The organism is Thiopseudomonas acetoxidans (assembly GCF_030362935.1).
Lineage (GTDB): Bacteria > Pseudomonadota > Gammaproteobacteria > Pseudomonadales > Pseudomonadaceae > Thiopseudomonas > Thiopseudomonas acetoxidans.
The window spans coordinates 37,964-62,496 of the sequence record NZ_JAUCDY010000015.1 but is presented as its reverse complement, the minus strand read 5'-3'; the positions used below and the strand labels follow the sequence as shown (position 1 = coordinate 62,496).

Genomic DNA, 24,533 nt, shown 5'->3' with positions numbered 1-24,533 from the left:
GCCAGCCTTTGGCTGTTACTCCCGTTGGTCGTTGCGCCTTGTGTTAGCGTCCTCGGTAACGTTATTCAGAGGTTCCTGTGTTTAGGATTTTATATCTTAAAGCGCGCCACTAAGCTTTGTAATTCCTGTCCTAATCGTGCCAGTTCTTGCGATGAGGCTGCTGTTTGCTCAACGGCAGCGGCTGACTGCTCAGCAATACCATTGACGCTTACTACACTGCGATTGATTTCTTCAGCCACTGAGCTTTGCTCCTCTGCTGCCGCGGCAATTTGCATGCTCATCGCCTGAATTTCAGCAATAACACGTGTGATGACTCCCAATTCATCACTGGCTTCTTTGACCAGCTCTAGCGTTGAGTCTGCCAGTGTTCGGCTGCTATCCATCATGGTCACAGCTTTTCCTGAGCCAGTCTGCAGCCTGCTAATCAACCCTTCAATCTCAGCGGTAGATTCTTGTGTGCGCTGAGCTAAGCCGCGCACCTCATCTGCAACCACCGCAAAGCCGCGTCCAGCCTCACCAGCTCGCGCTGCCTCGATAGCAGCATTGAGTGCTAGCAGGTTAGTTTGCTCAGCAATACCGTTAATGACCGTTAGCACGGTAGAGATGTTTGCACTGTCTTCATTAAGTCTGTGCATTGAATCAGCACTTTGCTGTACTTGCGCAGTTAGCCGATCGTTTGCATCAAGCGCTTTTTGTAACGCTTGCTCACCATGGACAGCTAAACGATTGGCTTTGTCAGAAGCTATTGATGCTTCTTCTGCGTTTTGTGCAACCTCATGCACAGTCGCCGTCATCTCGTTCATTGCTGTTGCCACTTGCTCCGTTTCTTCACGTTGACTAAGCACCCCAGCACTGGTTTGCGTTGTCACAGCGGAAAGTTCCTCTGCCGCTGAAGCCAGTTGCGAGGTAAAATCATTGACCTCACCTAAGGCTTCACGCAGATTCGAACGCGTCTGTTCCAGAGCATTCAACAAAGCACCAAATTCATCACCACGCTGCTCCACATCACGCCCGGTCATATCGCGACCGCCAATGGCTTGGGCAATGCGAATAGCTTGACTTAAAGGCTGAGTGATTTGCTTGGTCATAACCCAGCCAATTAAAGCGCCTAATGCAATCGCAGCTAAAGTTAAGAGCACCGCAACTGTTTTTGCGTTGCTCATTTGCTGGTCACCCAAGTCGGTAACAAAGCGCACACGATCTTCGGTAGCAGCACTTAAGCGCTTATAAACAGCATTCATGTTTTTTTCGGCACTAAGCTGCTCCTGTGTTAGCGGGACTATAGCAGCCAGCAAGTCCATATAAGTATCGATGTCAGATATAATTTTTGTTCTTAACTCTGCCGCTCTACCTGTAAGCCTTGGCTGCAGCTTACTCGCCACCTCCAGCAATACGTTATATGACTGATCTAGATTTTCAAAACTGGATTCAGTTCTGTCGGTAATATAAACCCGCGCTGTATAGGCAAGTGTACGTCTTGCATCAATAAGGCTGGTGACGAGTCGACCTGTTATAGCGCTGTGTAAGTCATCATGCAAAATCGGCTGCTGCGTACTACCGTTAATAAAAGAGTCCATCTCAGCCAGTGAAGCGTTCGTGTCAGCACCACTGATAACTGCTGCAGCGATATTTTCCTTAATCTTATTATGAGCATTAACATAGCTAGCAAATAATTGCTCATACTCCGCCACGTCAACCTGAATTTCGTCCATGATTTTGTGACTGCTAGCGGCAGTGAGCGTTGTTTTTGCCTCACTCGCTGTTTGTTTAACCTTATCGGCTATTGCGTAGGTAGCTGTAACATGCCGCTCATCAGGACTTATTTTATAAAGCGCACTTGTGATCTGTAAGTCATCAGCCAAGTCATTAATTAACACTACTTTTTCTATGTTAGAGGTGCGCATAGCAATTTGATTTAAGCTGTTAAAGTTATTAATTGTTAAAATCACTAACAGCAATATAATTAAGCTTATCCCCATGGATAGCTTTACCGGCACACTGATATTTTTCATTATTATTCTCGAGTATAAACTTTCAGCCATTGCCTTATAAAAAACATATAAATACAAAAGCTTTATTTTAGGTTGGTTTTTAGGAGGCGAGCATACTCCGTTTAATCATATCAACCGCATTTATTTCGGCAGAATCGAGTATCGACACATGCGGCTGACTGGCTCAATGATCAATATCAATTATATTGTTTTTAGTAATGTGTTTTTATTCTTATACGAGCTCGGATGCATTTACCACGCTCACCACGGCTACATCAGCCCCACTGACATCCTTTGACTCATTGCAAGTCAAAAGGTGTCAGTGATTGCGCTAGGTGAGTTGACGACTGTTAGCCCAACTTAACGACGCGAATCATTGCCAGATCATCAGCATGCTCTAAAAGGATCTTGCGTACCCGCGCCTGCCATAGACGGGCAAACTCGATCTGTTGTTCAGGAGTTTCACGGTTTTGGATAACCGCCTGCATGCGTTCGCGCTGCGATTCATCGGCAGGTATCCGGTTAGCATCAAAGGTCACCGCTACAGCAGCGCCAGTGTCCATGCGCTCGAAACGGATCGGCGCGTCATTGTCACCCTCTTGCGCCGCGAAACTGAGCAACCCGTTACGGGCGAAACGACCACCAATTCCCTTGAAGCCGCCCTGCGCTGCAGCACCGGTCAACAAGGTCAGCACTTGGGCGACCACACCAGTAGTCCACTGCGTTTCAGGTGTTGGCATCTGTATGGCGATACCACCACGCTCGGGCAACGTATCCGGATAAAGTGCATTCAATGCGGCTCTGGCAGTCAGAAAAGCGCCGGCCACCGTTGGGCAAGAATGGCCTGCTAGCCGCACTGCATCCGCGTAACGGTAATCCATGATGCCCTCTGTTGCGCTACCCAGTAATTGAGCTAAAGGGTCGTGCAAACGAATTACTGGCGCTTTATCAAAGAATTCTGGAAATGTCATGTCGTTCACCTAAAGGAGTAGTATGTTAGAAGCCAAACAAGAGTATGAGTTAACACTACCAACAGCAATCACTACAGACCCTATAATGAGTCCAAAACTTAGGAAATAAAACACGCTGATTGGCACCCAACAAGCCAATAATACTGATAGGAAGCGAACACTATGAAGCCATAGCAACCGAAATAAGTGTGTATTCTATCAAATAGTTAAAAGTAACCACTATACAGCCAGCTGTTCGGCGCGAGCGTATCGCAAAAGTTAACAGAGCAAAGCCCACTTACGGAACTAAAGCGCCCCTCACTCATACCAGCGCGCCGTACAGTCTGCAAACAATCAATATCACATGGTGAACTGGATAAGTTATGTGGGTCTGGCGCTTTCAGCCTGTATTGCGGCCACCTTGCTGCCAATGCAGTCTGAAGCCGCTTTAGTAGCGCTGCTGACCCTCAAGCCGGGCGCAGTAATCTCGCTGGTGGCCGTCGCCTCCTTGGGTAATGTGGTGGGCTCACAAATTAACTGGTGGCTGGGTACGCAACTGCACCGCTGGCAACATCGACGCTGGTTCCCTGCCACTGCTGACCAGCTAGCACGGGCACAGCTATGGTATCAACGCTATGGCCGTTGGAGTTTACTGCTGAGCTGGATGCCTGTTATTGGCGATCCCTTAACCTTGGTGGCCGGAGTGCTGCGTGAGCCGTTTTGGCGCTTTACGCTCGTAGTCAGCATCGCCAAAACCGGCCGCTACATCGTACTGGCCTATGTCACCCTCTACATTGTGCAGACTTAGCCAAGCGCTGCCAAATCTCATTGACCGCTATTTAGTGTTATCCTAAACACCCTCTTATTACACCCTGCTTAACTGTGATACCTATGAAAATCCTTCTGGTTGAAGACGATCAGCTTCTCGGTGACGGCATTGCCGCTGGCTTGATTCAAGCAGGGTTTACTGTTGACTGGGTGTTGGACGGCCAACAGGCTGATACCGCACTGCTCACCAACAGCTATGATGCTGTTGTCTTGGATTTAGGACTGCCCAAACGCTCTGGCATGGACGTGTTAAAACGTGCGCGAGCGCAAGGTAAAGAGCTGCCTATTCTCATCCTAACGGCTTACAGCGCGGTTGAGCATCGCGTGGCAGGGTTGGATGCAGGTGCAGATGATTACTTGGCCAAACCCTTTGATCTAACCGAGCTGCAAGCACGCTTACGCGCCTTACTGCGCCGTTCCAAAGGCTATGCCGATGCCGTTATCCGTCAGGGCGAACTCAGCCTTGATCCAGCTAGTCATACCGTCCTGTTTGCTGGCCAGCCGGTGGATGTGTCTGCACGTGAGTTTAAAATCTTGCATAGCCTGCTACTCAATGCGGGACGGGTGATGTCCAAAGCCCAGCTAGAAGAACAGCTTTACGGCTGGGGAGATGAAATCGAAAGCAATACCATTGAGGTGTTTGTGCATCATTTACGCCGCAAACTTAACCCACAATTGATTCTTACTGTTCGTGGGGTGGGCTATATGATTGAGAAAACGACCCCATGAGAACCTCATTGCGCTGGCGTTTATTTGCCTTACTGGCGGTTTCCGTCCTGCTGGCTTGGATTGCTACGGCTTTTTTTACCTATTTAGACACCCGCCACGAAATCGGCAGCATGCTCGATAAGCGCCTTATGCATACGGCCGAGTTAGTTTTGCAGCAAGTAGAGCTAGGAAGTAATACGATTCCCTACACCCAACCCTTGAGTGATTACACCCATACGACGCTGCAAGTATGGCAGCATGACGGCACGTTACTCATGCAGTCTACTACGGCGTCCACCGAGCGCCTCGGCACGCAACATGAGGGGCTAAACAATGCGGTGCTGCAAGGCATTCGCTACCGCACTTACAGTCTCTGGGATGCGCAGCAACAGTTTAATGTGCGCGTGGCTGAGCGCTATGACTTACGCGATGCGCTCGCTGAAAGTGTGGCGCGGCATCTGCTGCACCCGCTCTATTTTGCCGTACCTGGATTAGGCGTGCTGATCTGGCTAGCGGTAGGCGCTGGCCTTGCGCCCTTGTCGCGCTTTGCTAACGAGGTCAAACAGCGTCAGCCCGACAAGCTAGATCCGCTTGAGTTAAGCAACACCCCGCGCGAAGTGCTTCCGCTGCAAAATGCACTGAACTCTCTGTTTAAACGCCTGCACGACTCACTCGAATACGAACGCCGTTTTACCGCGGATGCCGCTCATGAACTGCGCACCCCGTTAGCCGCGATTAAAACACAAGCGCAAGTGGCCTGCGCCGCCACTGACGTCGAGCAGCGCCAGCAGTCCCTTAGCAAAGTTATTCTGGGTGCAGACCGAGCGGCGCACCTAATTGATCAGCTGCTCGTCCTCGCCCAGCTTGATCCAGAGCACAGCCTCATCGAACCACAACAGATCCAACTCGCCGCACTCGTCAGTGAAAGCATTGCCCAACATGCCCCAGCAGCCATCCGCAAAGCAGTAGAACTCGGCTTCACCGCTGAGGACGATGGGCTGATCTATGGCGATAGCACGTTATTAGCCATTCTGGTGCGCAACCTTATAGACAACGCCGTGCGCTACACGCCTAGCAAAGGACAGGTGAACATACAGCTTCAGCAACACGGCACTGCGATTGTGTTGCAGATTGCCGATACTGGTCCTGGAATCGCAGTTGCAGAGCTACAACGCATTACCTCACGCTTTTATCGTGTGCTTGGTAGTGGTGAGGACGGTAGCGGCTTGGGCTTATCCATAGTCAAACGCATCGCCAAACTCCATGATGCACAGCTCAGCTTTGACACGCCCGCCAACGGCACAGGGCTGGTGGTCAGAGTTAGTTTTAAAGCGGCTGCTTAACTGCTGCTGGAAAAATATTTCCTTTCTTAAGCATTTTTTAAGGTGGAGCCGGGATACTCACTACTAACCGAATCCACGGTCTCATTAAGAGGAAATACATCATGGCTATCAAATCGAATCTATTCAAGTTCGCTGCTGCTACAGGTCTAGCTTTAAGCCTTGGCAGTGTCTCGGTATTAACCATGGCCGCTGAAGACGAGCATAATCACAGTCAGGCGGTCACCGAGCTGCAGCTTAATAACGGTAGCAAGTGGGGAATTGATGCACCGCTGAGCCAAGCGATGGGCAAAATCAGCCACGCCGTGAGCGCAGAGGTTAAGTCGATTCACGCCGACAAACTGACCCAAGAGAAGTACGTTGCCTTAGCCGGTGTAATCAACAATCAAGTTGCTTACATGATTGAAAACTGTGAGCTTGAACCCGCCGCCGATGCACAATTGCATATTATTATTCACGACCTAATGGACGGTTCAGCGGCCATGGAAAACCAAGTCCAAGCACGCGACGGCGCGGTCAAAGTTATCAACGCACTGGACAACTATGCCAACTACTTTGACGACCCTAAGTTCCAGTCAGTAGCACACTAAACCCTCACATCGAGTAGGAGGCGGGTTCACACCCGCCGTCCCCTGACACCGCATGTACGACTTCGCACACAGCGGCTCATGGCGTACCTTTGTTTGCCGACTATGCTTATTCCTGCGCCAGAACAATGAATGCGTGCTTGGCTCTAACAGCCAAGAGTGGTCTTTAATCAGCACCAAGAGCGAATATAATACCCAATAATGTCTGGACGTTAACGAAAATACACACAAATCCTTTGCCCAGCTATCTCATGCACCTGTATGGGTAACTGATAAATATCACTGAGCACCTCACCGCGAATAATCTGCTCGGGTGTGCCTTGATAAGCCACATGCCCCTCACGCATGGCAATAATCTGGTCTGAATAACAAGAAGCAAAATTGATATCGTGCAGCACCACGACCACGGTTTTGCCTTTTTCATCGGCAGTACGGCGCAATAACTGCATCATGCCCACGGCGTGGTGCATATCAATGTTGTTGAGCGGCTCATCAAGCAGCACGTAATCAGTGTCTTGGCACATCACCATGGCCACGTAAGCCCGCTGCCGTTGCCCGCCTGATAGCTCGTCTAAATGACGCTGCTGGTACTCCTCCAGCGCCAGATAATGGATAGCCTCATCAATGTGCTGCTGATCGGTATCGGTAAGCCGCCCACCCGAATGAGGAAAACGACCGAAAGCCACTAGGTCGCGCACGGTTAAGCGCAGTGCAGACTCATTATGCTGGCGTAAAATTGCCAGACGTTTTGCCAGCTCCGCCCCTGGGGTGCGGGTAATATCCAAGCCATCCACCTGCACACGGCCTGCAGTCATGGGTGTCAGGCGGCTGATCATGGATAACAAGGTGGACTTGCCAGCACCATTGGGGCCAATAATAGAAGTCAGCCCACCTTTACTGATGTTGATACTGACCTCATTGACCACCAGCCTGTCGTGATAAGCCTTACTCACGCCTTGTGTTTCAATCATTGTTTAACTCCACGCAACAACAGCGCAATAAATAACACACCACCGCAAAGTTCGATCACCATGACCAAGGGCAAGCGGGTACTCAGCAGATGTTCAAACAACACTTGCCCACCTAGCAAACACACAATGGCTGCTAAAACACTGGCCGGCAAATTCCAAAGATGCTGATGACTGCCGGTAATCCAATACGCCAAATTCGCCACCAACAAACCGAAAAACAACATGGGCCCCACTAAAGCGGTGCTAATGGACAGCAGCACGCCGACCAACAGCATTAATAGCGTGACGACTTTGCGATAAGGGACACCGAGATTAATCGCTACATCACGACCTAAACTGAGCACATCCAACTGACGACGCAAATGAAACAACAACCCACTGCAGAACACCGCTGCGGCTAAGCCCACCCATAACAACTGCAGATTGACACGATTAAAATTAGCCACGCTGCTGCCCTGCTGAATGGAAAACTCACTGGGATCAAAGACACGCGCCGACAAATCCGCCAGCTCGCGAAACAGCAAGCCACCGACCATGCCCAGCAAGATCAGCATGTGCAGGCCGCGCACTGAGCCGTTAAACAACCAACGAAACAGCAGTAACGCGATGCTCACCATCACTGTGACCTCAAGGATAAACCGCAACTCCAGCGGCCAGCCCTTGCCGAATTCAGTTCCCCAAAGCAGCAAAGCAAGCGTATGCACCAGCACATAGAGCACATCAAAACCCATCAGCGAAGGCGTTAAAATACGGTTGTGGGTAATGGTTTGAAACACCACAGTGGCTAACCCCATGCTCAGCGCCACCAGCAACATAGCCAGCAAGCGGGTGCCGCGGTACTGCACAATAAACGCCCAATCGCTGTGCACATTGAGGGTCATAAAACCCAGCACACTGCCGAGTGCCAGCACAGCGGTAAGACTTAACAACCATCGACCGCGCTTCGTTAAGCCCATTGCCGGCGCCCCCGCACTAATATCACGATAAACACCAGACTACCGGCGATGGCTAATAGCGTTGCCGACGGGATTTCGTAGGGATGAATCAACACCCGACCCAACAAGTCGGCGGCCAACATCAGCGCTGAACCAGCCAGCGCCACCACAGGAATAGCGCGGCGCACATTATCGCCCGTCAATAGACGCACTAAATTCGGTACGATCAGACCTATAAAAGGCAAAGCACCGGCAATAACCACCACACTGGCAATAATCATCGACACCAACAGCACCCCGAGCGCGAGCAGTGCCGGATAATTCACCCCAACATTGGTGGCAAAATCCTTACCCATGCCAAGCACGGTAAAACGATCCGCTAATAACATCGCCAGTACAGTGATGCCAGCCGCCACCCACAGCAATTCATAACGACCACGCAAAATCGCCGAAAAGTCACCACTATTCCAAGAGCGTAATGCCTGTGACAATTCAAACTGATGCGCCAACAAACCACTGGCTGCCGCAATCACCCCGGCTAACACCAGCCCCAACAAAGGCACAATCAACGCCGAACGTAATGGAATGCGCTTTAACACTGACAAAAACAGCACGGTTCCCATGACGGCAAATAGGCTCACCACACTGAATTTCAGCCACAGCGCCATACTTGGCGCAACAATCGCACAGAGCAGTACGCCGAGCGCTGCGGCATCGACCGTACCCACCATCGACGGTTCAACCAAGCGATTACGCGCCATCATTTGCAACAACAAACCCGCCACAGCTAAAGAAGCGCCCGCTAAAATCAGCGCCAAGGTGCGCGGCCAACGGCTGACAAATAACAGCTGCGTAATACGATCATCTGGTTGGGTAAACAAATGCAACAGATTCATGCGGCTGGCACCCACATTCAAACTGACCAGCGCCAACACAAAAACCAACACCACCAAGCCCAGCAACCACAACAAAATACGCGGTTGAGCCTTTGTAGAAGAAGTTACAGCCATATAATTCGCTTACTAGGAAAGAGCCGCCATACGCAGCTAAAGAAACTCTTGCACATACAGGGTTTGCTGGTTGCCAATTCTGTATGTGCTAGGCAGTTCAAAGAGTTACTTAGAAAAAACATCCACTAAGCGATCAACATTACCCTGCATCACGCCTATGCCACTGTTATCCAGCAAATACCAACTGACCGGCTCCAGATACACAATCTGTCCTTTTGCACCTGCAGTGGTGGCATTGACCAGCTCGTTATCCATCATGCGTTGAGCCGCTACGCCTTCACGACCAATAGCCGCATCACGGTCCATCACAAACAACCAGTCCGGATTGGCTTCCAGTAAAAACTCATAGGACACCGCCTGCCCATGGCGACCCACTTTTAAGTCTGCCACCGCTGGCTCTACCCCAAACACATCGTGAATCATGCCAAAACGTGTCCCTATGCCAAAGGCGCTCATTTTTCCACCGGTGGTTAACAAGGTGAGTCCTTTACCCTGCTTAGCACTTAGGTTTTGCAGCTGCTTAACCGAGGCCTGCAACTTAGCAATTTGCTCAGCGGCCTGTTGTTCACGGTCAAATATCTGCCCGATAATTTCTGTGTTGCGCACCACGCTACCGAGCAAGTCGGTAGGATCAGGAGTTAAATCCAGAGTCGGCCCATACTTAGCCACTTCATCGTATTTCCCGCTAGCGCGACGACCTAAAATAATCAAATCCGGCTTTAAGTTTTTCAGCGCTTCATAATCAGGCTCGAACAACGTACCCACTCGCACAAAACGCGCACCAGCATACTGATCCAGCATCGGTGGCACGATGCCAGAGGTCGGAATCCCCTGCGCTTCTATACCCAGCACAGCCATGGTATCCAGTGTGGACCAATCCAGTACCGCCACAGTTTTAGGCAGTTTCTGTACCTGGGTTTGTCCTTTGGCATGCTCAACGGTTAAAACCTCTTGCGCCTGCACAGGAGCAGTTAAGCAGAGCAGTAAACTCAGTAGTGAAAAAGTGCGCAAAGCAGTAAAGTATCTAGCGCGCATAGCGGGCTCCTTAAGATTCTCTGTTGATAATTGGCAGTGTTATTTCTATAAGACGCCGTACACTATATGCGATTGATTCTTATTTGCAAGCATTTATATTGCATAGCCCGTCAGACGCACAGCTGTCGCTGGCATGGCCTACTCCTACCACAAACCGCCGCCTCTACTGCGGGAACGCAATTTTTGCGCGATGTAACTAGCCGGCAGCGCTTGAGCTGGGTTTAGAGTCCGTATCGCGCATAAGATGCGCGAAGCGGACTTGAAATCACGCAAGAGCAACAGGATAAAACCGGTTGTGCCGGGTTCGGCCTACATTCGCGCAAGAGTTGCGCTCCCACAAAAACCCCCACACCAACAGTGCGAACTAAAACACTCTTGTGGGAGCGCATCTTATGCGCGATTAGGTTTGGTGTGGCGGGATGGTTTGTTTCGCGCAAGAGTTGCGCTCCCACAAAAACCCCCACACCAACAGTACGAACTAAAACACTCTTGTGGGAGCGCATCTTATGCGCGATTAAGGCTTGGTGTGGCTGGATGGTTTGTTTCGCGCAAGAGTTGCACCCCTACAAGGGCTGTGCCAAGCAACCGGCTGCGTGCAAACCGCTTTACAGTAGGACTGATAGCCAGGTGCTTGCTGAAGTCAGGAGGGGTTAGAAACCAGCTACACCCTTAAATGCGAAGAGCCATTTTGCCAGCATAAAAAGGAATCAATGCTTTTAAGGCTTCAAGGTTGTCGCCCTGAATCAGCAGATTTTCATTATCTGCCTCGCCATAGGACAACTCAGGCACTTCCTCAAGCAAACGATAGATTGACTTCTGCGCGGCAGTTACCGCTTGGTCTTTATTGAGCCAATGAAGAATAGGCATGGTTTTCCTTAAAAACATCTGCGTCTCGTGACACTACCGCCCGCAGTTCTAATAAATATCGCAGTAAAAACAACACACCATACGCTAGCATATTTTTAACTCCTGAAAATGCTAGGGCATGCTGTGCTTGGATTGTTGTTGTTTTAAACGTAACACCGTTAATGGTTGGCCATTGTACAGCCAATAGTCAGGACCACGCGCGGCTTTACGTGCTATGCCTATTTGCGCGAATGCGGTAATAGCTGCACGTGACAGACTCAGGGTTTGGCCAGCAAAACGCACTTGTTTGTGATTGAGCACGGTACAGGTTAGTCGGCCATCCGCCTTAAAAGTCAACACCGTACCGACCGCTATATCCAGCTCTGTAAAAGTAAAAGGTTTTAACGGCGCTATCTCACTAAGTTCTTCAAGTAGCTCAGTGAATGCAGATGACTGTTCCACAGGAATGTCATCATTTTCTACCGCTTGTTTTTTGCTGTTAGAAAAGTTACTAATCGTTTTGTCTGCAAATTCAATCACATGCGTACCTAGAAAAACCTGAACCACAAACTGTTGTAACTGATGTACAGCCTGTACCAGCGCCATATGCTCTGGGCTGTCTTGCGCTGTTGTTAAAAAATCATTGCGGTACTGATTAAAGTGCATGCCAATATTGGCCAAGGCTTCAGAAACAATAAAATATAAATCTTCGCCCGCACAGTAGTTGGCATCTAGCTCAAAGCATTCGATTAATGCTGCGCCTAAAGCGTTAACCCTATGCCACTGAGGCATAGCGGTGTAATCAGGGTTTTGATTGCTAAAAATCAGACTTATTTTATGGGCTTCTTTGTTTCTGTCCTCAAGAGTCGATTCTTGCCACCATATTTGCGCTAACACTTGAAAGTAAGGCTGAAAAATCGCCAAAACATCGTTTGGATTGCCTAAATAGTTTGGCTGAAACGCCATACTAAAACCGTTTAAATAGTCTTTCCATGACAACGCTCTTTGCAAAACCTCTTTCGCGGTCGCTAGGTAAGCCAACATCTCACGAATCCGCTGAATATCAGCCTCATCATCGGTCTCACCATATTCTTCACGATTACGATTCACCTCGGCATGGGTGGCAATCATTCCACCACCTTCGTAAGGCTCAAAATAAATTTTGTCGATGCAGATGCCTGTCCAGCTACGGTGCTGATACAAAACATTATCAGCAAAGTAACTAAACCACTTGTCATTTTGCTCGTTTGGAATAAAACCCATACGCAATAAAGCAAACTGTTGTGAATCAAATACTAGATTCAGCGGTACCGTGCTGTAACGTCCTCGCAGTGGCTGGTTTTCCCAATCGGCTTGCGTGGCGGGCATCCAACTGTATTCATCAAGGCTTGGCAAAACCGAGGAAGCCTTAGCCTTAAACCAGTTTTGTACATCGCGCAGTATCTGCAGATCACGTTGACGGCCTGAGGAATTGGTCGATTGGCTAATTAATCTTTTAGCTTCGGCAAAATCAACCCAGCGCGTACTTTGTGTTACCCAGCTGTAAGGGTGCTGCTGATTCAGGTGTTTCATAATAAAAATAGCCGTGCTGCTCAAGCTGCTTTTATAGGTATTAGGCAGTGCAGTAATAATCTCTGCGAGGTAGCCAGTTTCTTCATACACCTCTCGCAGTGCCGTCAGTTCGGGCTGTTCACTTTTATCCGATTTACCTTTGGCAAAGGTCCAGTGATATCCATCAAAATGATTGGCTGGCTCACGCAGCAAAACGCGACCACAGCGCGTTAGCAATACCCCACCGTAGGCGTGTGCCTGAGGAATTAACTCTGTTTGTGTTGTTGTCATAAAAGTCCTCACCTATTCATCAGCATTCAGGGTATGCACCCTTTTTCACCGCCCATACATTACAAATAACTATAGCACTCGCTCACTGGATTTAGCGAAACTCAAAGCACTCTTGGTGAAAGCGTAAAGATATAGGTTTTTGCTTAAGCCCATTTCGCAGTGCTGTTGCTAAACCTTGAGGTCCGCAAAACCAGACATCCACTTTAGCCTCTTGGAGTTGCAGCTGCTGCACACTCAAGCGCTGCCCTTGCCCGCTGTCGTATAGATGCAACATTACATTAGCTAGTTGTTGCGTGAGTTGCTGCAATCGCTCTAGCATGGGGTCATCTTTAGCCGCTGCCGTGCAGTAATACAAAGTGACGGCTGGAAAGGCTTGTTCGCTATGGATTAAACGGTTTTCCAGCGCTGCCAAAAATGGAGTAATGCCAATACCACCTGCGACCCAAATTTGTTGAGCGGTTTTTCTGCCGTGATTGGGATTAAAGCGGCCATAAGGTCCTTCTAAAGTTACGGCCTGACCACTGTGCAGTCGCTGCGCTAGTTGACTGGTGTAATCGCCAAGCGCTTTAATTTGAAAGCTTAGTTCACCGCTGCCATTATCAGCACTGGATACAGTAAACGGATGTGCGCCTTCCAGACGGTCAAAGGTCACCAAAGCAAATTGTCCGGCGCGATGCCCAGGCCAGCGTTTACCCATATCACAAATCACTTCGGTAATATTGGCTGGCATCTGCTTAACGGCCTGCACCACTCCTTTGTAACTGCGGCTTTTACCAATTTTACCCGTTAGCGATTGCAGGCTGGCGATAACACCGCCCGCCATCAACAGCGCCATTAACCAGCCTGTGGGTTCCTGCCACCATTTTAACGGCGCCAGCAATAAGGCATGGGAGACCAACGCCAGATAAATCAGCGGCATCGCTCGGTGCAGATAACGCCAAAACACATAAGGCACCCAGCGGCTTAGCGTAAGCACCACTAGAAATAACAGCAGATACAGCCCCGGCTCGCCCAAGTCCTCCGCACCATCCTGCAGACTGTCCAGCCAACCCGAGAACTTGGCTTCATGCAAGCTTTTATCCTTACCCAACAGAGCCTCAAGCGCATCATCGGCCATTTCAATCAGCCAATGCGCCAGTGCTGCTATAACCGCAAAAATACCAGTCCACTTATGTAACTGATACATTTTATCCAAACCGCCTAATGGTGCTTCCAACCAACGCGGGCGAGCGGCCAACAGCATAGTGATGGACATAAAATTAATGGCAAGGTAGCCGCTGGTTGTTAGCAGCTGCTCATAACTAAGGCTTAGACTTAACACGCTAAGCTGAAGCGTCACAAGCATTAAAAGCATGATATGGGTACGTAAACTAGACATAAAACAAACTCCTGTTGGGCTTGTTTACAGTCTGCCGATTGAACCTGACTGCATCCTTAACCGCCCGCCAAGGAGCTAGCTGTCTGTGCGCGTCACAACAATATTAAGCTCAGCCTCAAAGCCATCACGCTGCCCAGAAGCGGGGGAGCGCAGACTCAGCTCAATGCCTGCACCGCTGGCAATCGCATCCACAATCGCCAGACCAATGCCAGAGCCTAAGCTTTTAGTGTCTGAACGCACAAACCGACGCCGCACTAAGGCAAGCTTCTCTGGCGGGACAACCTCACCCGCATTCACCACCCGTAACACCCCCTTATCGGTCAAGCTGATTGTGATAGGCTGCTGACGGGCGCCATGCTTCAAGGCATTGTCAATTAAATTGCGGATCAAAATGGCAAACGCATCAGAATCGAGTAACGACATAACAGGGGTGTCTGGTACGTCTAACTTCAAGTGGCCTGAGGCTTTATGCTGATAATCACTGACGATCATTCGCAGTATAGGTACTAGATCCGTGTCGTTTTCTGCTAGCGCGCTACCACCCTCAGCTTTGGCCAGCTCCAAGAGTTTCTCTGACAGTCTGGCCAACGTACGCAGTGAACCCTCAATTTCTTCGGCTTGCACCCTAACCTGCTCATCCTGGGTTTTCGCCTGCAAGCGCTGCAGTTTTGCCAAGGCGCTCGCCAGTGGTGTGCGTAGCTCATGGGCACTATTGGCGGTAAAACTGCGCTCCGCCTCAAGCGTGCGGCGCAAACGCTCCAATAAGTGGTTAACCGCGTTAACCACAGGCTCAAATTCTTGTGGCAGCCGCGCAACATATACCGAAGACAAATCCCCACCGCCTCGCGCCTCAATCGACTGCTGCAGCATCACAACCCTGCGTAACGAACGCCTTATCAGCCACCAAACACCCAGTAAACTAACCGGTATCAAAAGCAATAATGGGATTAATAATGCCAGGCTCGTCTCTAGCACAGCTGCACGCCTGTGCGCCAATGGCTCGGCCACTTCAATATAAATCGTGCCGCTGACTGCAGATGCGCCATAAAAGCGATGTGTTGCCGTGTCCGAAAAACCCTCACGAGGCAGAGGGCTAAACAGCTCAGGCTCAACGTCGTGAGATTGCAATAAAATCTCACCGGATGGCTTGCGTACTAAGTACGTCAGGTACTCGTCATGCGCTTTCAGCATGGGAGCCCGCTGCGGGCCCGTGTCATTTTCTCGATTCAATATCTCAGTCACCGCCAGCGGCAAAATACGCTGCGCGGTTTCTTCTAGCGCGCTGTCGAACACGTCATTCATTTTATAGCGGGCAACCAATCCCGCGGCTGCAACGCCTAGTAGCCACAGCACAATAATGCCGATCGTCAGGGAGAGGCCAAGTGTTCTCTGCAGGCTGACTTTAGTGCTCATATGCCCCCAACCGGTAACCCATGCCTCTAACGGTCACAATCACATCGCGCCCCAACTTTTTACGCAGACGACTGATATATACCTCGATGGTATTGCTCTCAATTTCTGCACCAAATTGATACAGCCGATCCTCCAACTGAGCCCGCGACAGCAACATGCTAGGACGCTGTAAAAATCCTTCCAACAAAGCCCACTCGCGCGCAGTAAGCTCGATCTGTTGACCGTTACGACTGACGCGGTGATCACCAAGATCCACTTCTAGCTCACCAATCTGCAACACTGGATTGGGATTACCGCGATAACGACGCGCCACCGCCGAGACGCGCGCCGACAACTCCGATAAATCAAAAGGCTTAACCAGATAGTCGTCAGCACCGGCATTCAGCCCTGCAATCCGATCAGATACTTGATCCATAGCCGTCAGAATGATCACAGGCGTTACATCACCTGCTGCACGCAATTTTTTCAAAAAAACCAAACCCTGACCATCCGGCAACATTAGGTCGAGTAGAATTAGATTATAAGTAGTGGATTTTACGCTGGCTTCGGCAAAAGCAAGACTCTGCACCCAATCCACTGCGTGGCCATCATCACTGATTTGATCGCGCACGGCCTCGCCCAAACCCACTGTATCTTCAACTATGAGTACACGCATATGGCTCCCCCTTACTCTACTCATCTGCACAAGAGGCTACCGCCCATACCTGACAACCGCCTGAACGATATGAACCTTGTTTCTCAGCCGATTATTTATCCGCACATTCAGGATAATGTCAGGCGCGCGTCATACAGTGACTGACACTAACCCAATAGGAGACTCACCATGAATATCAAATCTACTGTTATTAGCCTGTCATTACTACTGATAAGCGGCAGCGCCTTGGCTGGCGATGATTGCAAAGACCCAGTTGACCAGTGGCAACCGCAGGACGTTCTGCGCCAGCAGCTAGAAGAACAAGGTTGGACAGTGCAGAGCATCAAAGTGGATGACGGTTGCTACAAGGTTAAAGGACGGGATGCCGATGATCATCGCGTCAAAGCCGAGTTCACCCCAGCCTCTCTAAACTTGATGGAAATTGAAATCAAAATAAACAGAGCAAACGCCAGTGTTAATGACGACTACCGTCACAAAATACAGCGCTACAACAAACCAGCAAACCCAGAGCAAATCCCGCTTAAAGATAACTCAAGAGCCAAACCTAGAGTAAGCATTGAATAACGACGGGGGATTCCCACTGCTAGACGGCCATTGACACTTTTGAGCTTCCGGATACTCTTCAAGATCAGCAAAGAGGCGGGAGGTCACTCTACTAGCGAAGTCAGAAAATCTGCTCTAAGGAGCCAATGGCCTTCCCAGCAAACTGCCCATATGTTAACGAATAACCACTAGCCGCTTATCGACCACCCAGTTAATTTCACCGCGTAACGCTTCTAAATATATGGGTAGCATTTGCGACAGTTCCAGCAGTGACTTACCCACCAAGCTCACCATGAATACTGCCACTGTAACGACAACCAGCACCACACCTACAATGGCCAAAGGCTTGGGTACCTTAAAACTTTCTACTTTTTTTACTAATGGGTAACAGATGATAGCTATAAACGATGACAGCAAAAACGGAACTAAAATATTAGCCGCCACCTTTAGCCCCGCCAACACAACAAATAATGCTGCAACTATCAACAGCGTTTTTAAAATATTATTTTTATTAGTCGATTTTTTTCATAAAAATATACGGGGGCTGCTATGCAGCTAAAAACTACAGAGATAGTATCAGCTTAAGCATGCCTGCTCACTTCGTTTATAGTCGCAAGTGCCACCGGGAAACCCCAATCGCGCAAGGGTGCGCTACCGGTCAACCACGCCACCCTCCCGTGGGAGCGCATCTTATGCGCGATTAAACGCTTCTTAGCAATTCAGCCACCTCGACAACTCATAATCTTAGTTGGTCTGGCTGCTGCGTAAAAATCGACAACACTTGCATAAAACTCGCGTCAGGCTTAGACGTGATACTCAGCTGCTGCCCTGTAACGGGATGCGTTAAGCTCAACTCGGTTGCCGCTAACATCAGGCGACTGCTGCCAAAACGCTGGGCAAAGTATTGATTGTGCTTGGTACGGCCGTAATTGGTATCGCCAATAATCGGATGGCTAATATGCTGCATGTGCCGGCGCAGTTGGTGCTTACGACCCGTCTGCGGATACAGCTCCAACAGGCTATAACGGCTGTGTGGATAGCCTTCCACCTGCACTGGAATTTCTACGCAAGCGAGGCGTTTGAAATGAGTCACGGCTTCACGCACGGGCAACGCCTCATCCTTGAGCCGACGGTCAACCGCGCGTTCGCGTAGTGGATGCTCGATGATGCCCTGCTCTGCCGGCCAGCCTCGTACCAACGCTCTATAGGTGCGCTGCACCTGCCCCATCATCATCGCCTGCCCTACGGCGCCGGCTGTGTCAGGATCGCGGGCAAACAGCAACACGCCGGACGTAGGACGATCGAGTCGATGACAGGGAAACACATGGCGACCACCGTTAAGCTGCCGTGCGTATTGCAAGGCAAACTCGGTGGCGTGACGGTCGATGGGGCTGCGATGCACCAGCAAGCCGGCCGGCTTGTGCACCGCCAACAACCAGTCATCGCGATAGAGCTCAACCAGCGGGTTATCCGTGCGCGTCATAGCGGGGTGACTCGCCGGACAGCTCTAATTGATACCCGCACAACACACGGCTGCCCCTTACTGTTTACCGTCATGAGTAGCCCTCTGCAAAACGCCCAACACAGGTCGTAAAGCGGCACAGGTTAAGGAGTGCTACTCAAGATAGCAACACTGAAAACGCTAAAGCTGCAGTCATCAGCCCGTAACTATTACTCAGGTTTACGCGCCAACAGAGTCGCAAACTGTAATTGCGCACCACTGTGCATCGTCCCGACGTCTTCGTTGTATTTAATCAATTCCCAACCAGCGTAAGTCTCTGGCAACTGCCCTGCTTGGCACGTGTAAGCAAAGCGCACCGGTGATGGACTGCCTGTAGTGCTCATGGCGCAGACAATCAGGTTATAGCCGCCGGGCAAGGTGTGCGCCTGCATATCAGCGATTACCGCCTCAACACGCTCCGGGTCAAGAAACATCAGCGTGACGGTGCAGGCAATAAAGCCGTAATTGTCTGTCAGCGCGGCAGTATTAAGGTCATACACCTGCGCTTTAAGGTTGGTTAACCCTTCTTGGTTGACAATCTGCTGCAGCATATCAATGGCGTTAGGATTGTTATCTACAGCGGTGACGTCAAAGCCTTGCTGGCTCAAATACAGGGCGTTACGTCCATTAGAGCAGCCCATATCTAAGGCTGTACAGGGCTGAATAATTTTGCAGGCATCCACCACTTCACTGTGCGCAGGGTTCAAGCCGTAACGGCTATTGAGGTCAAGAATCATGGCAATCACTTAGGTTAAAAAATAAAGCTCTACTTATAGCCCGTTTGGTGGCGCAATTACATGATGACAAACAAGGCTTTTTAAAGCAGGGGTTTATTTTTTTGTTCTAACCGCACGTTCAGCCACATCGTTTGTGGCTAGTACAACAATGCCCTTTTCTGTCAAGCGAGCCTCGAAAGATGCACCATCAAGCAGTGGGTAATAGTTGCTTTTAATCGATTTAGGTGCCAGCAAAGCTACCGTTTTACGGTTTTGATAAGCCCATAACCACAGGTCAATATCAAACCAGCTTTGCTCAAGCTTAGCTTGCGCATAACGCGCGATGGGCTGCCGTGTATTATCGCTAAAAATAGTTTTGACTCTATCGAGCCGATAACCCGGCTGCAGACCTATAGCCTCAGCCAAGCCTTGCCAACCCAGCTCTCGCACATCCAAGCGCCATAAATCACCTTCAACAACATAGCTTTCCGTGCGTGCCTGGCGGGTTACGCTGAGTTCAAAGCGCTTGTCTACGCTTTTGCTAATGCTGATACGCACGAGCGTTTCTGAAGGTAAATTTTGCTGATAGGTGCTAAGATCATAAGCAACAGCAGCGCCCAATGCTGCAACAAGTACGATGACTATGCCAAGACTGCCTCTAAACCAAGCCAGAAACCAGTTGCCTCGTAATAAAATACGTACACCTAGCGTCAATACCAGTACTGCAATTACAGTGACAAACACTGCGAGCCCAATAAATTGCATCAATGTAATCCCTCAATAGAAAGTTTTTAGTAACTGATACTGATATTGCAGCCGAGTAAGCTGCCCACAAAGCTCATTAGTTAAAGGCTGATAATCTTAACAAATATTATGTGCAATTAAGCACCCTACTACCAACTATTCTACTGTACACCCCAGCACAACCTAGGCTTATTTATGTCGTTTATTCCCGAGTTATCACTCAGCTTCAATATGTTTCTATTGTTAATTGCTGTTGCGTTTACTGCAGGCTTTATTGACGCTATCGCTGGCGGTGGTGGCTTATTGACGATACCTGCCTTACTTACGGCTGGGTTGCCGCCACACTTGGTGCTAGGGACTAACAAGCTATGCGCCACCTTTGGATCAGCCACGGCAAGCTATGCGTTTTACCGCCGCAAACTTTTTTACCCGCGAATGTGGCGCTCTGCACTATTTGCCACGGCGATAGGTGCTGCTGCTGGAGCTTTTTTAGCACAAAATTTGCCGGCACACTGGCTGAATCAAATGCTGCCTGTGGTGGTATTTTTGTGTGGCATTTATATGCTGTTTTATAAGACTCCGTTGCAACAAGACCCAGAAAACAGCCGTATCGGACGCAAACGTCAATGGCCGCAGGGATTAAGCCTGGGCTTTTATGACGGTATTGCTGGGCCTGGCACTGGAGCCTTTTGGACGGTCAGCACCTTGCTGCTATATCCATTGGATTTGCTACGCACCACTGGGGTGGCGCGGACTATGAATTTTATCAGCAACGCTATGGCATTAACGGTGTTTATTATTGCCGAGCAGGTCGCTTGGCTGCTGGGTATTACGATGGGCATTGCCTTGATGACCGGTGCTGCCATCGGCGCGCGGGTCGCTATCGGCGGTGGACATAAACTGATACGACCCATCTTTATTATTATGGTGCTAGCTTTAACTGTGCGACTAGTTTGGCAACACTGGTTCACTGCCGCCTAAACGCTGATACAAGTGCAGCTCTATCAGATAACGTGCAATTGAGCCCGACATCGGCAGTTGCGGCAGCTGATGGATGTTAAACCACTGCGCATCTTCGATTTCATCTAACTCTGGAACGATTTCGCCACTTAAATACTCAGCGTGAAAGCCAAACATCATGGAATGAGGGAACGGCCAGTTTTGGCTGGTGATGTATTTTAGCTGGTGTATTTTAAGACTGGTTTCCTCCATGACTTCCCTGTGTACACATTCCTCTATCGTTTCGCCCGGCTCGGCAAAGCCCGCCAAGGTGCTATACATACCCGGTACAAAGCGAGGCGCACGCGCCAGCAAAATCTCATCGCCGCGACTGACTAACACAATCATGCACGGCGCAAGACGCGGATAGCTCTGCACACCACAGGGTTTGCAGTAACGCATACGATGTGCCAGCGAGCTTTGCATAGACCGACCACAACTGCCGCAATAACGATGCTCGCGTGCCCAGGTTCCAACTTGGCTGGCAAACCCTAACAGTTTAACCAGTGCTGTTTCGCCCTGCAGCATAAAATGGCGGACAGTAATCCAATCAAACTTACTGTCTGGTAGTTCTTCGTTATCAAGCTCTAGCAAGTACACCGGCTTATCATGCCAATAACCGATGGCTTGCTCGTCCAAAATGCGGTCTGCGAAAATGTGCTTAAGCTCTGTACGAGAAAAAATCACCGCTTGCGTGGTTCGGTCATGCACGAAGCCCTGCTTGTAATGGGCTACTGCCAAACCATCAGGTAAGTCTAGTGGCGGCATTGCGGAGCGCCAGTGTTGATAGTGGCTCATTGCTGAACTTGTACACCTAGTGCTTGGATACTTTCTTGTGCCAAATCTAAAACATCGCGTTCTTCTTTTCTATTCAGCAAAGACCCGCCCTCCAAATAGTATTCCAAGCTGGTTAGTGCATCGGCTAGGCTTTCGAGCGCTTGCTCGATCGGCATATCCATAGCATTGATCATATGGTTTTGAATGTAATCAATGCAGGCATTCACTAAGTGAGCAGCGCGCTCTTCATCAATAAACTGCAACCCACCGCGCACATTCGTCAAAACAACAGGTATGTTTTCTAAATGTGCGCTATCACCTGAGGACTCAAAATATGCCGTTATGGCGCGCTTAGTTAGGCTTAAACCGGCTTTGGCCTCTTCAGTTACAACGATGCGTGCCTCCATAAGCTGATGTCTGGCAAACACTTCCGCTTCAGACTCCTCAGCAACTTGCACGTTTTGACCATGCTCTAAACCTAGCACCAGCCCTTCAATATAAATTACCGTATCAGCCAGCTTATACAGTTCTTCGACCTGCACATCCTCTGGGGCTTGCCAGTGGATTACTTTGTCCAGATGATTTTTAAGCGCATTACTGGCGGTCGATAGACCAACCATGGCAAGGATTTTTTCCAACTTAGCTACGGTCACATGCAAAACACTGAACTGCTCAAACGATGCTGTGCCGCGCTCGATTAAATCAACCGCATCTTTTACGCTGCTTAACTCTTCTTGAATCGCCACTGACAAAGAGCGCAATACGTTCGTGCCCGGCCCAGATAAACGCTGGTACTCATCAGCCAACATATGATCCGTAAAGGGTAAGCTGGGCAGGCTTGCGGCAGTGCGCACCTGCGTGGATAGGGGACCTTTTGAGTCGGCTAAGGCAATCAGGTACAACAAATCTTTAAGCAGACCTCTTGGGGAGGTATGCCCACCATTGGCAAGATGTAATTTGATTTCACGGTCAATACGGGAGAACAGCTGCTTGCGGCTTTGCTTTAGCAGCAACTTGCCATCATGCATAGACTCAAACGCTGCTGCGGCCACCCAGAAGAAGTTATTTTGTTCACAATGCTTAATGCCGTCTAAACGATGCAGGGCGCGCTTCATTAGCTCATAACTGGCTGCGACTCTTTCTTCCTTAAGAACCGACAGCAAACCTACTTGATACATCTGGCGCAAACGTCGTGCTAATTGCTGCCAGTCCTCGACTACCACTTGGGCGCTAGGTTCAGGATGTTGAAAATTAAGCTTGGCGGAAAAAAAGAAGCTTTCTGGTAGCTTAGGTTGTCCGCTGGCACAACGTAATTTATTAATAGCGGGAAGCATAAGCTCTGGCATCTCAATCCAGTTAGCTTCCAGTTGTTCCAAGTACCGGCGCAGCACATGCAATGCGTTATTAATCGCAGTGAGCTGCTCATTACGGTCTTGATCAGCACCGGCGGGAATATCCATGGCTAAGGTTTGCATCTCTTGAGCCAACAGTTCAGCACCCGTCAGTTCAATTACCGATAAAATACCTTTGATTTGCTGTAAATTGGTTACCGCTTGCTGCAAAAGAACGCCGCTATCACGCTCTTCCAAAAACTGTTCAAGACACTGTTGAGTATCCGCCATCGTGGCAAACAACTCAGTGCGAACCATACTCAGTGATGTTGCTCCAGTTACCATGCCTAGCATCCTGTCTTTGTACAACGCCAAAATATCTGTAGCCAATCCGCTACATTTACACCGCTCTAGTTAACCTAGAGTTCATATAACTGCCAATACTAGCAAGTCTGTAAGTCATTGAGCGGACTCAGTTCTCAGACTATGCGTTGCTTAACACTCTAAATTTACAACCTTAAATGCAAGCTCACCTGCCTACAAGCTTCACGATTAGTCAGCAAATTTAGGCGCTGTTTTACTCATTTGCGCTGCTATCGCAATACGCAAATCTTCCGACTGCAGCATCGCCGCATTCCAAGTGGCGATATAATTCAAACCGTCTTCAACACTGTGATCACGGGCATAACGCAGCATTTCTTTGGTACCTTGCACGGCTAAAGGAGATTTGCTGGCAATCTGTGCTGCCAGAGCAAAAACCTCACCCAACATGCTGCTGTGATCGGCATAACAGCGATTCACTAAGCCAATTTTCTCTGCTTCTTGAGCATCGAAGATACGCCCAGTATAGGCCAGCTCACGCAGCACGCCATCGCCGATAATGTGCGGCAAACGCTGTAACGTTCCCACATCAGCCGCCATACCCACATCCACTTCTTTAATCGAAAACTGCGCATCTGCGCTGGCATAACGCATATCACAGGCGCTAATCAGATCAATGGCACCGCCTAAGCAATAGCCCTGTATGGCGGCTATAACAGGCTTACTGCATTTATCTACTGCGTTTAAAGCCGTCTGCAGCTCTTTAATCTGTTGGCGCAAAATCAACGCATTACGCCCCACATCCTTACCCAGTTTGCTCGCCACACTCGCCAAATAGTTCAAATCAATTCCTGCGGAAAAATGTTGGCCCGCACCTGACAACACAACCACACGCACTTGTGGGGTGCTGTCTACCCAAGCAAAAATCTCACCGACCTCCTGCCAAAACTCGGCAGCCATGGCGTTAAGCTTTTCTGGACGATTAATTTGTACATGAGCAACACCGTCCTTCAGCTCCACTAAAAAAGCTTTGTAGTTTTCCATTCGTTCGTTAGCCCCTTTTGTCGCAGCCAAGCTTTAATATGTTACAATATTTTACCAAAGCAGCATGT

At 49.6% G+C, this 24,533-nt stretch carries 24 protein-coding genes; 6 read left to right on the top strand and 18 right to left on the bottom strand.

The features are described from left to right. Positions 1–89: 89 nt before the first annotated feature. On the bottom strand, positions 90–2,012 hold the full coding sequence (locus QEZ41_RS10805; RefSeq protein ID WP_289411580.1) for a methyl-accepting chemotaxis protein: 1,923 nt from the start codon (positions 2,010–2,012) through the stop codon (positions 90–92). A gap of 329 nt (positions 2,013–2,341) precedes the next feature. After that, positions 2,342–2,962 (bottom strand): hypothetical protein, encoded by a 621-nt coding sequence (locus QEZ41_RS10800; protein ID WP_289411579.1) that lies wholly within the window; start codon positions 2,960–2,962, stop codon positions 2,342–2,344. A 343-nt stretch (positions 2,963–3,305) separates the two neighbouring features. On the opposite strand from QEZ41_RS10800, the gene QEZ41_RS10795 reads away from it, so the two are divergent. The 4 genes from QEZ41_RS10795 (at position 3,306) to QEZ41_RS10780 (ending at position 6,407) form a co-directional block, all read left to right on the top strand. Then, positions 3,306–3,749 carry a YqaA family protein gene (locus QEZ41_RS10795; protein ID WP_289411578.1) on the top strand — a complete coding sequence of 148 codons (444 nt, stop codon included), beginning with the start codon at positions 3,306–3,308 and terminating at the stop codon, positions 3,747–3,749. Between the two features lie 83 nt (positions 3,750–3,832). After that, positions 3,833–4,498: a response regulator gene (locus QEZ41_RS10790; protein WP_289411576.1), complete on the top strand. Its 666-nt coding sequence runs from the start codon at positions 3,833–3,835 to the stop codon at positions 4,496–4,498. Then, positions 4,495–5,820 (top strand): ATP-binding protein, encoded by a 1,326-nt coding sequence (locus tag QEZ41_RS10785; RefSeq protein ID WP_289411574.1) that lies wholly within the window; start codon positions 4,495–4,497, stop codon positions 5,818–5,820. Before QEZ41_RS10790 ends, QEZ41_RS10785 begins: the two co-directional genes overlap by 4 nt. Before the next feature lie 101 nt (positions 5,821–5,921). Further along, the gene (locus QEZ41_RS10780) at positions 5,922–6,407 is read left to right on the top strand and encodes a hypothetical protein (RefSeq protein ID WP_289411572.1); all 486 of its coding nucleotides are present in this window, start codon (positions 5,922–5,924) and stop codon (positions 6,405–6,407) included. Between the two features lie 209 nt (positions 6,408–6,616). Here QEZ41_RS10780 and QEZ41_RS10775 read toward each other — a convergent pair whose 3' ends face one another. The 9 genes from QEZ41_RS10775 to QEZ41_RS10735 all read right to left on the bottom strand — a co-directional run bounded on the left by QEZ41_RS10775 (position 6,617) and on the right by QEZ41_RS10735 (position 16,489). Beyond that, a complete protein-coding gene (locus QEZ41_RS10775) occupies positions 6,617–7,375 on the bottom strand; it encodes an iron ABC transporter ATP-binding protein (RefSeq protein WP_289411571.1) in 759 nt (252 codons plus the stop codon). Further along, a complete protein-coding gene (locus QEZ41_RS10770) occupies positions 7,372–8,331 on the bottom strand; it encodes an iron chelate uptake ABC transporter family permease subunit (RefSeq protein WP_289411570.1) in 960 nt (319 codons plus the stop codon). Before QEZ41_RS10770 ends, QEZ41_RS10775 begins: the two co-directional genes overlap by 4 nt. Further along, complete coding sequence (locus tag QEZ41_RS10765; RefSeq protein ID WP_289411568.1) at positions 8,322–9,320, bottom strand: ABC transporter permease; 999 nt, start codon at positions 9,318–9,320, stop codon at positions 8,322–8,324. Before QEZ41_RS10765 ends, QEZ41_RS10770 begins: the two co-directional genes overlap by 10 nt. 105 nt (positions 9,321–9,425) lie before the next feature. Further along, positions 9,426–10,355 carry a siderophore ABC transporter substrate-binding protein gene (locus tag QEZ41_RS10760; RefSeq protein ID WP_289411566.1) on the bottom strand — a complete coding sequence of 310 codons (930 nt, stop codon included), beginning with the start codon at positions 10,353–10,355 and terminating at the stop codon, positions 9,426–9,428. A 669-nt stretch (positions 10,356–11,024) separates the two neighbouring features. After that, entirely contained in the window at positions 11,025–11,222 is a 198-nt protein-coding gene (locus QEZ41_RS10755; protein ID WP_289411565.1) for a hypothetical protein, read from the bottom strand. A gap of 111 nt (positions 11,223–11,333) precedes the next feature. Then, entirely contained in the window at positions 11,334–13,043 is a 1,710-nt protein-coding gene (locus QEZ41_RS10750) for an NUDIX domain-containing protein (RefSeq protein WP_289411562.1), read from the bottom strand. Between the two features lie 91 nt (positions 13,044–13,134). Continuing rightward, a complete protein-coding gene (locus QEZ41_RS10745; protein WP_289411560.1) occupies positions 13,135–14,421 on the bottom strand; it encodes a ferredoxin reductase family protein in 1,287 nt (428 codons plus the stop codon). A 75-nt stretch (positions 14,422–14,496) separates the two neighbouring features. Beyond that, complete coding sequence (locus QEZ41_RS10740; RefSeq protein ID WP_289411558.1) at positions 14,497–15,834, bottom strand: sensor histidine kinase; 1,338 nt, start codon at positions 15,832–15,834, stop codon at positions 14,497–14,499. Continuing rightward, on the bottom strand, positions 15,824–16,489 hold the full coding sequence (locus tag QEZ41_RS10735; RefSeq protein WP_289411557.1) for a response regulator: 666 nt from the start codon (positions 16,487–16,489) through the stop codon (positions 15,824–15,826). The genes QEZ41_RS10740 and QEZ41_RS10735 overlap by 11 nt, the downstream gene beginning before the upstream one ends. A 168-nt stretch (positions 16,490–16,657) precedes the next feature. On the opposite strand from QEZ41_RS10735, the gene QEZ41_RS10730 reads away from it, so the two are divergent. Further along, a complete protein-coding gene (locus QEZ41_RS10730) occupies positions 16,658–17,053 on the top strand; it encodes a PepSY domain-containing protein (RefSeq protein WP_289411556.1) in 396 nt (131 codons plus the stop codon). A 153-nt stretch (positions 17,054–17,206) separates the two neighbouring features. Here the strand turns inward: QEZ41_RS10730 and QEZ41_RS10725 are convergent, their stop codons facing one another. From QEZ41_RS10725 to QEZ41_RS10710, 4 genes are all read right to left on the bottom strand, one after another. After that, the gene (locus QEZ41_RS10725) at positions 17,207–17,494 is read right to left on the bottom strand and encodes an AI-2E family transporter (protein ID WP_491737300.1); all 288 of its coding nucleotides are present in this window, start codon (positions 17,492–17,494) and stop codon (positions 17,207–17,209) included. A gap of 274 nt (positions 17,495–17,768) precedes the next feature. Further along, entirely contained in the window at positions 17,769–18,515 is a 747-nt protein-coding gene (locus QEZ41_RS10720; protein WP_289411553.1) for a pseudouridine synthase, read from the bottom strand. Between the two features lie 188 nt (positions 18,516–18,703). Continuing rightward, positions 18,704–19,270 (bottom strand): tellurite resistance methyltransferase TehB, encoded by a 567-nt coding sequence (tehB, locus tag QEZ41_RS10715; RefSeq protein ID WP_289411551.1) that lies wholly within the window; start codon positions 19,268–19,270, stop codon positions 18,704–18,706. Positions 19,271–19,363: 93 nt separating this feature from the next. Then, entirely contained in the window at positions 19,364–20,014 is a 651-nt protein-coding gene (locus QEZ41_RS10710) for a hypothetical protein (RefSeq protein ID WP_289411549.1), read from the bottom strand. Positions 20,015–20,188: 174 nt separating this feature from the next. On the opposite strand from QEZ41_RS10710, the gene QEZ41_RS10705 reads away from it, so the two are divergent. After that, entirely contained in the window at positions 20,189–20,974 is a 786-nt protein-coding gene (locus QEZ41_RS10705; protein ID WP_289411546.1) for a TSUP family transporter, read from the top strand. Here QEZ41_RS10705 and nudC read toward each other — a convergent pair. The 3 genes from nudC to QEZ41_RS10690 form a co-directional block, all read right to left on the bottom strand. Next, positions 20,942–21,790: an NAD(+) diphosphatase gene (nudC, locus tag QEZ41_RS10700; RefSeq protein ID WP_289411545.1), complete on the bottom strand. Its 849-nt coding sequence runs from the start codon at positions 21,788–21,790 to the stop codon at positions 20,942–20,944. The two genes, QEZ41_RS10705 and nudC, sit on opposite strands and share 33 nt — an antisense overlap. Then, complete coding sequence (locus tag QEZ41_RS10695) at positions 21,787–23,445, bottom strand: FimL-related protein (protein WP_289411543.1); 1,659 nt, start codon at positions 23,443–23,445, stop codon at positions 21,787–21,789. The genes nudC and QEZ41_RS10695 overlap by 4 nt, the downstream gene beginning before the upstream one ends. A 207-nt stretch (positions 23,446–23,652) precedes the next feature. Continuing rightward, positions 23,653–24,465: a crotonase/enoyl-CoA hydratase family protein gene (locus tag QEZ41_RS10690; RefSeq protein WP_289411542.1), complete on the bottom strand. Its 813-nt coding sequence runs from the start codon at positions 24,463–24,465 to the stop codon at positions 23,653–23,655. Between the last annotated feature and the right edge of the window lie 68 nt (positions 24,466–24,533).

Bases quoted from the DNA above. Each gene is read 5' to 3' on its own strand.
- QEZ41_RS10805 (WP_289411580.1), bottom strand. From the start codon at position 2,012: ATGAAAAATATCAGTGTGCCGGTAAAGCTATCCATGGGGATAAGCTTA.
- QEZ41_RS10800 (WP_289411579.1), bottom strand. From the start codon at position 2,962: ATGACATTTCCAGAATTCTTTGATAAAGCGCCAGTAATTCGTTTGCAC.
- QEZ41_RS10795 (WP_289411578.1), top strand. From the start codon at position 3,306: ATGGTGAACTGGATAAGTTATGTGGGTCTGGCGCTTTCAGCCTGTATT.
- QEZ41_RS10790 (WP_289411576.1), top strand. From the start codon at position 3,833: ATGAAAATCCTTCTGGTTGAAGACGATCAGCTTCTCGGTGACGGCATT.
- QEZ41_RS10785 (WP_289411574.1), top strand. From the start codon at position 4,495: ATGAGAACCTCATTGCGCTGGCGTTTATTTGCCTTACTGGCGGTTTCC.
- QEZ41_RS10780 (WP_289411572.1), top strand. From the start codon at position 5,922: ATGGCTATCAAATCGAATCTATTCAAGTTCGCTGCTGCTACAGGTCTA.
- QEZ41_RS10775 (WP_289411571.1), bottom strand. From the start codon at position 7,375: ATGATTGAAACACAAGGCGTGAGTAAGGCTTATCACGACAGGCTGGTG.
- QEZ41_RS10770 (WP_289411570.1), bottom strand. From the start codon at position 8,331: ATGGGCTTAACGAAGCGCGGTCGATGGTTGTTAAGTCTTACCGCTGTG.
- QEZ41_RS10765 (WP_289411568.1), bottom strand. From the start codon at position 9,320: ATGGCTGTAACTTCTTCTACAAAGGCTCAACCGCGTATTTTGTTGTGG.
- QEZ41_RS10760 (WP_289411566.1), bottom strand. From the start codon at position 10,355: ATGCGCGCTAGATACTTTACTGCTTTGCGCACTTTTTCACTACTGAGT.
- QEZ41_RS10755 (WP_289411565.1), bottom strand. From the start codon at position 11,222: ATGCCTATTCTTCATTGGCTCAATAAAGACCAAGCGGTAACTGCCGCG.
- QEZ41_RS10750 (WP_289411562.1), bottom strand. From the start codon at position 13,043: ATGACAACAACACAAACAGAGTTAATTCCTCAGGCACACGCCTACGGT.
- QEZ41_RS10745 (WP_289411560.1), bottom strand. From the start codon at position 14,421: ATGTCTAGTTTACGTACCCATATCATGCTTTTAATGCTTGTGACGCTT.
- QEZ41_RS10740 (WP_289411558.1), bottom strand. From the start codon at position 15,834: ATGAGCACTAAAGTCAGCCTGCAGAGAACACTTGGCCTCTCCCTGACG.
- QEZ41_RS10735 (WP_289411557.1), bottom strand. From the start codon at position 16,489: ATGCGTGTACTCATAGTTGAAGATACAGTGGGTTTGGGCGAGGCCGTG.
- QEZ41_RS10730 (WP_289411556.1), top strand. From the start codon at position 16,658: ATGAATATCAAATCTACTGTTATTAGCCTGTCATTACTACTGATAAGC.
- QEZ41_RS10720 (WP_289411553.1), bottom strand. From the start codon at position 18,515: ATGACGCGCACGGATAACCCGCTGGTTGAGCTCTATCGCGATGACTGG.
- tehB (WP_289411551.1), bottom strand. From the start codon at position 19,270: ATGATTCTTGACCTCAATAGCCGTTACGGCTTGAACCCTGCGCACAGT.
- QEZ41_RS10710 (WP_289411549.1), bottom strand. From the start codon at position 20,014: ATGCAATTTATTGGGCTCGCAGTGTTTGTCACTGTAATTGCAGTACTG.
- QEZ41_RS10705 (WP_289411546.1), top strand. From the start codon at position 20,189: ATGTCGTTTATTCCCGAGTTATCACTCAGCTTCAATATGTTTCTATTG.
- nudC (WP_289411545.1), bottom strand. From the start codon at position 21,790: ATGAGCCACTATCAACACTGGCGCTCCGCAATGCCGCCACTAGACTTA.
- QEZ41_RS10695 (WP_289411543.1), bottom strand. From the start codon at position 23,445: ATGGTAACTGGAGCAACATCACTGAGTATGGTTCGCACTGAGTTGTTT.
- QEZ41_RS10690 (WP_289411542.1), bottom strand. From the start codon at position 24,465: ATGGAAAACTACAAAGCTTTTTTAGTGGAGCTGAAGGACGGTGTTGCT.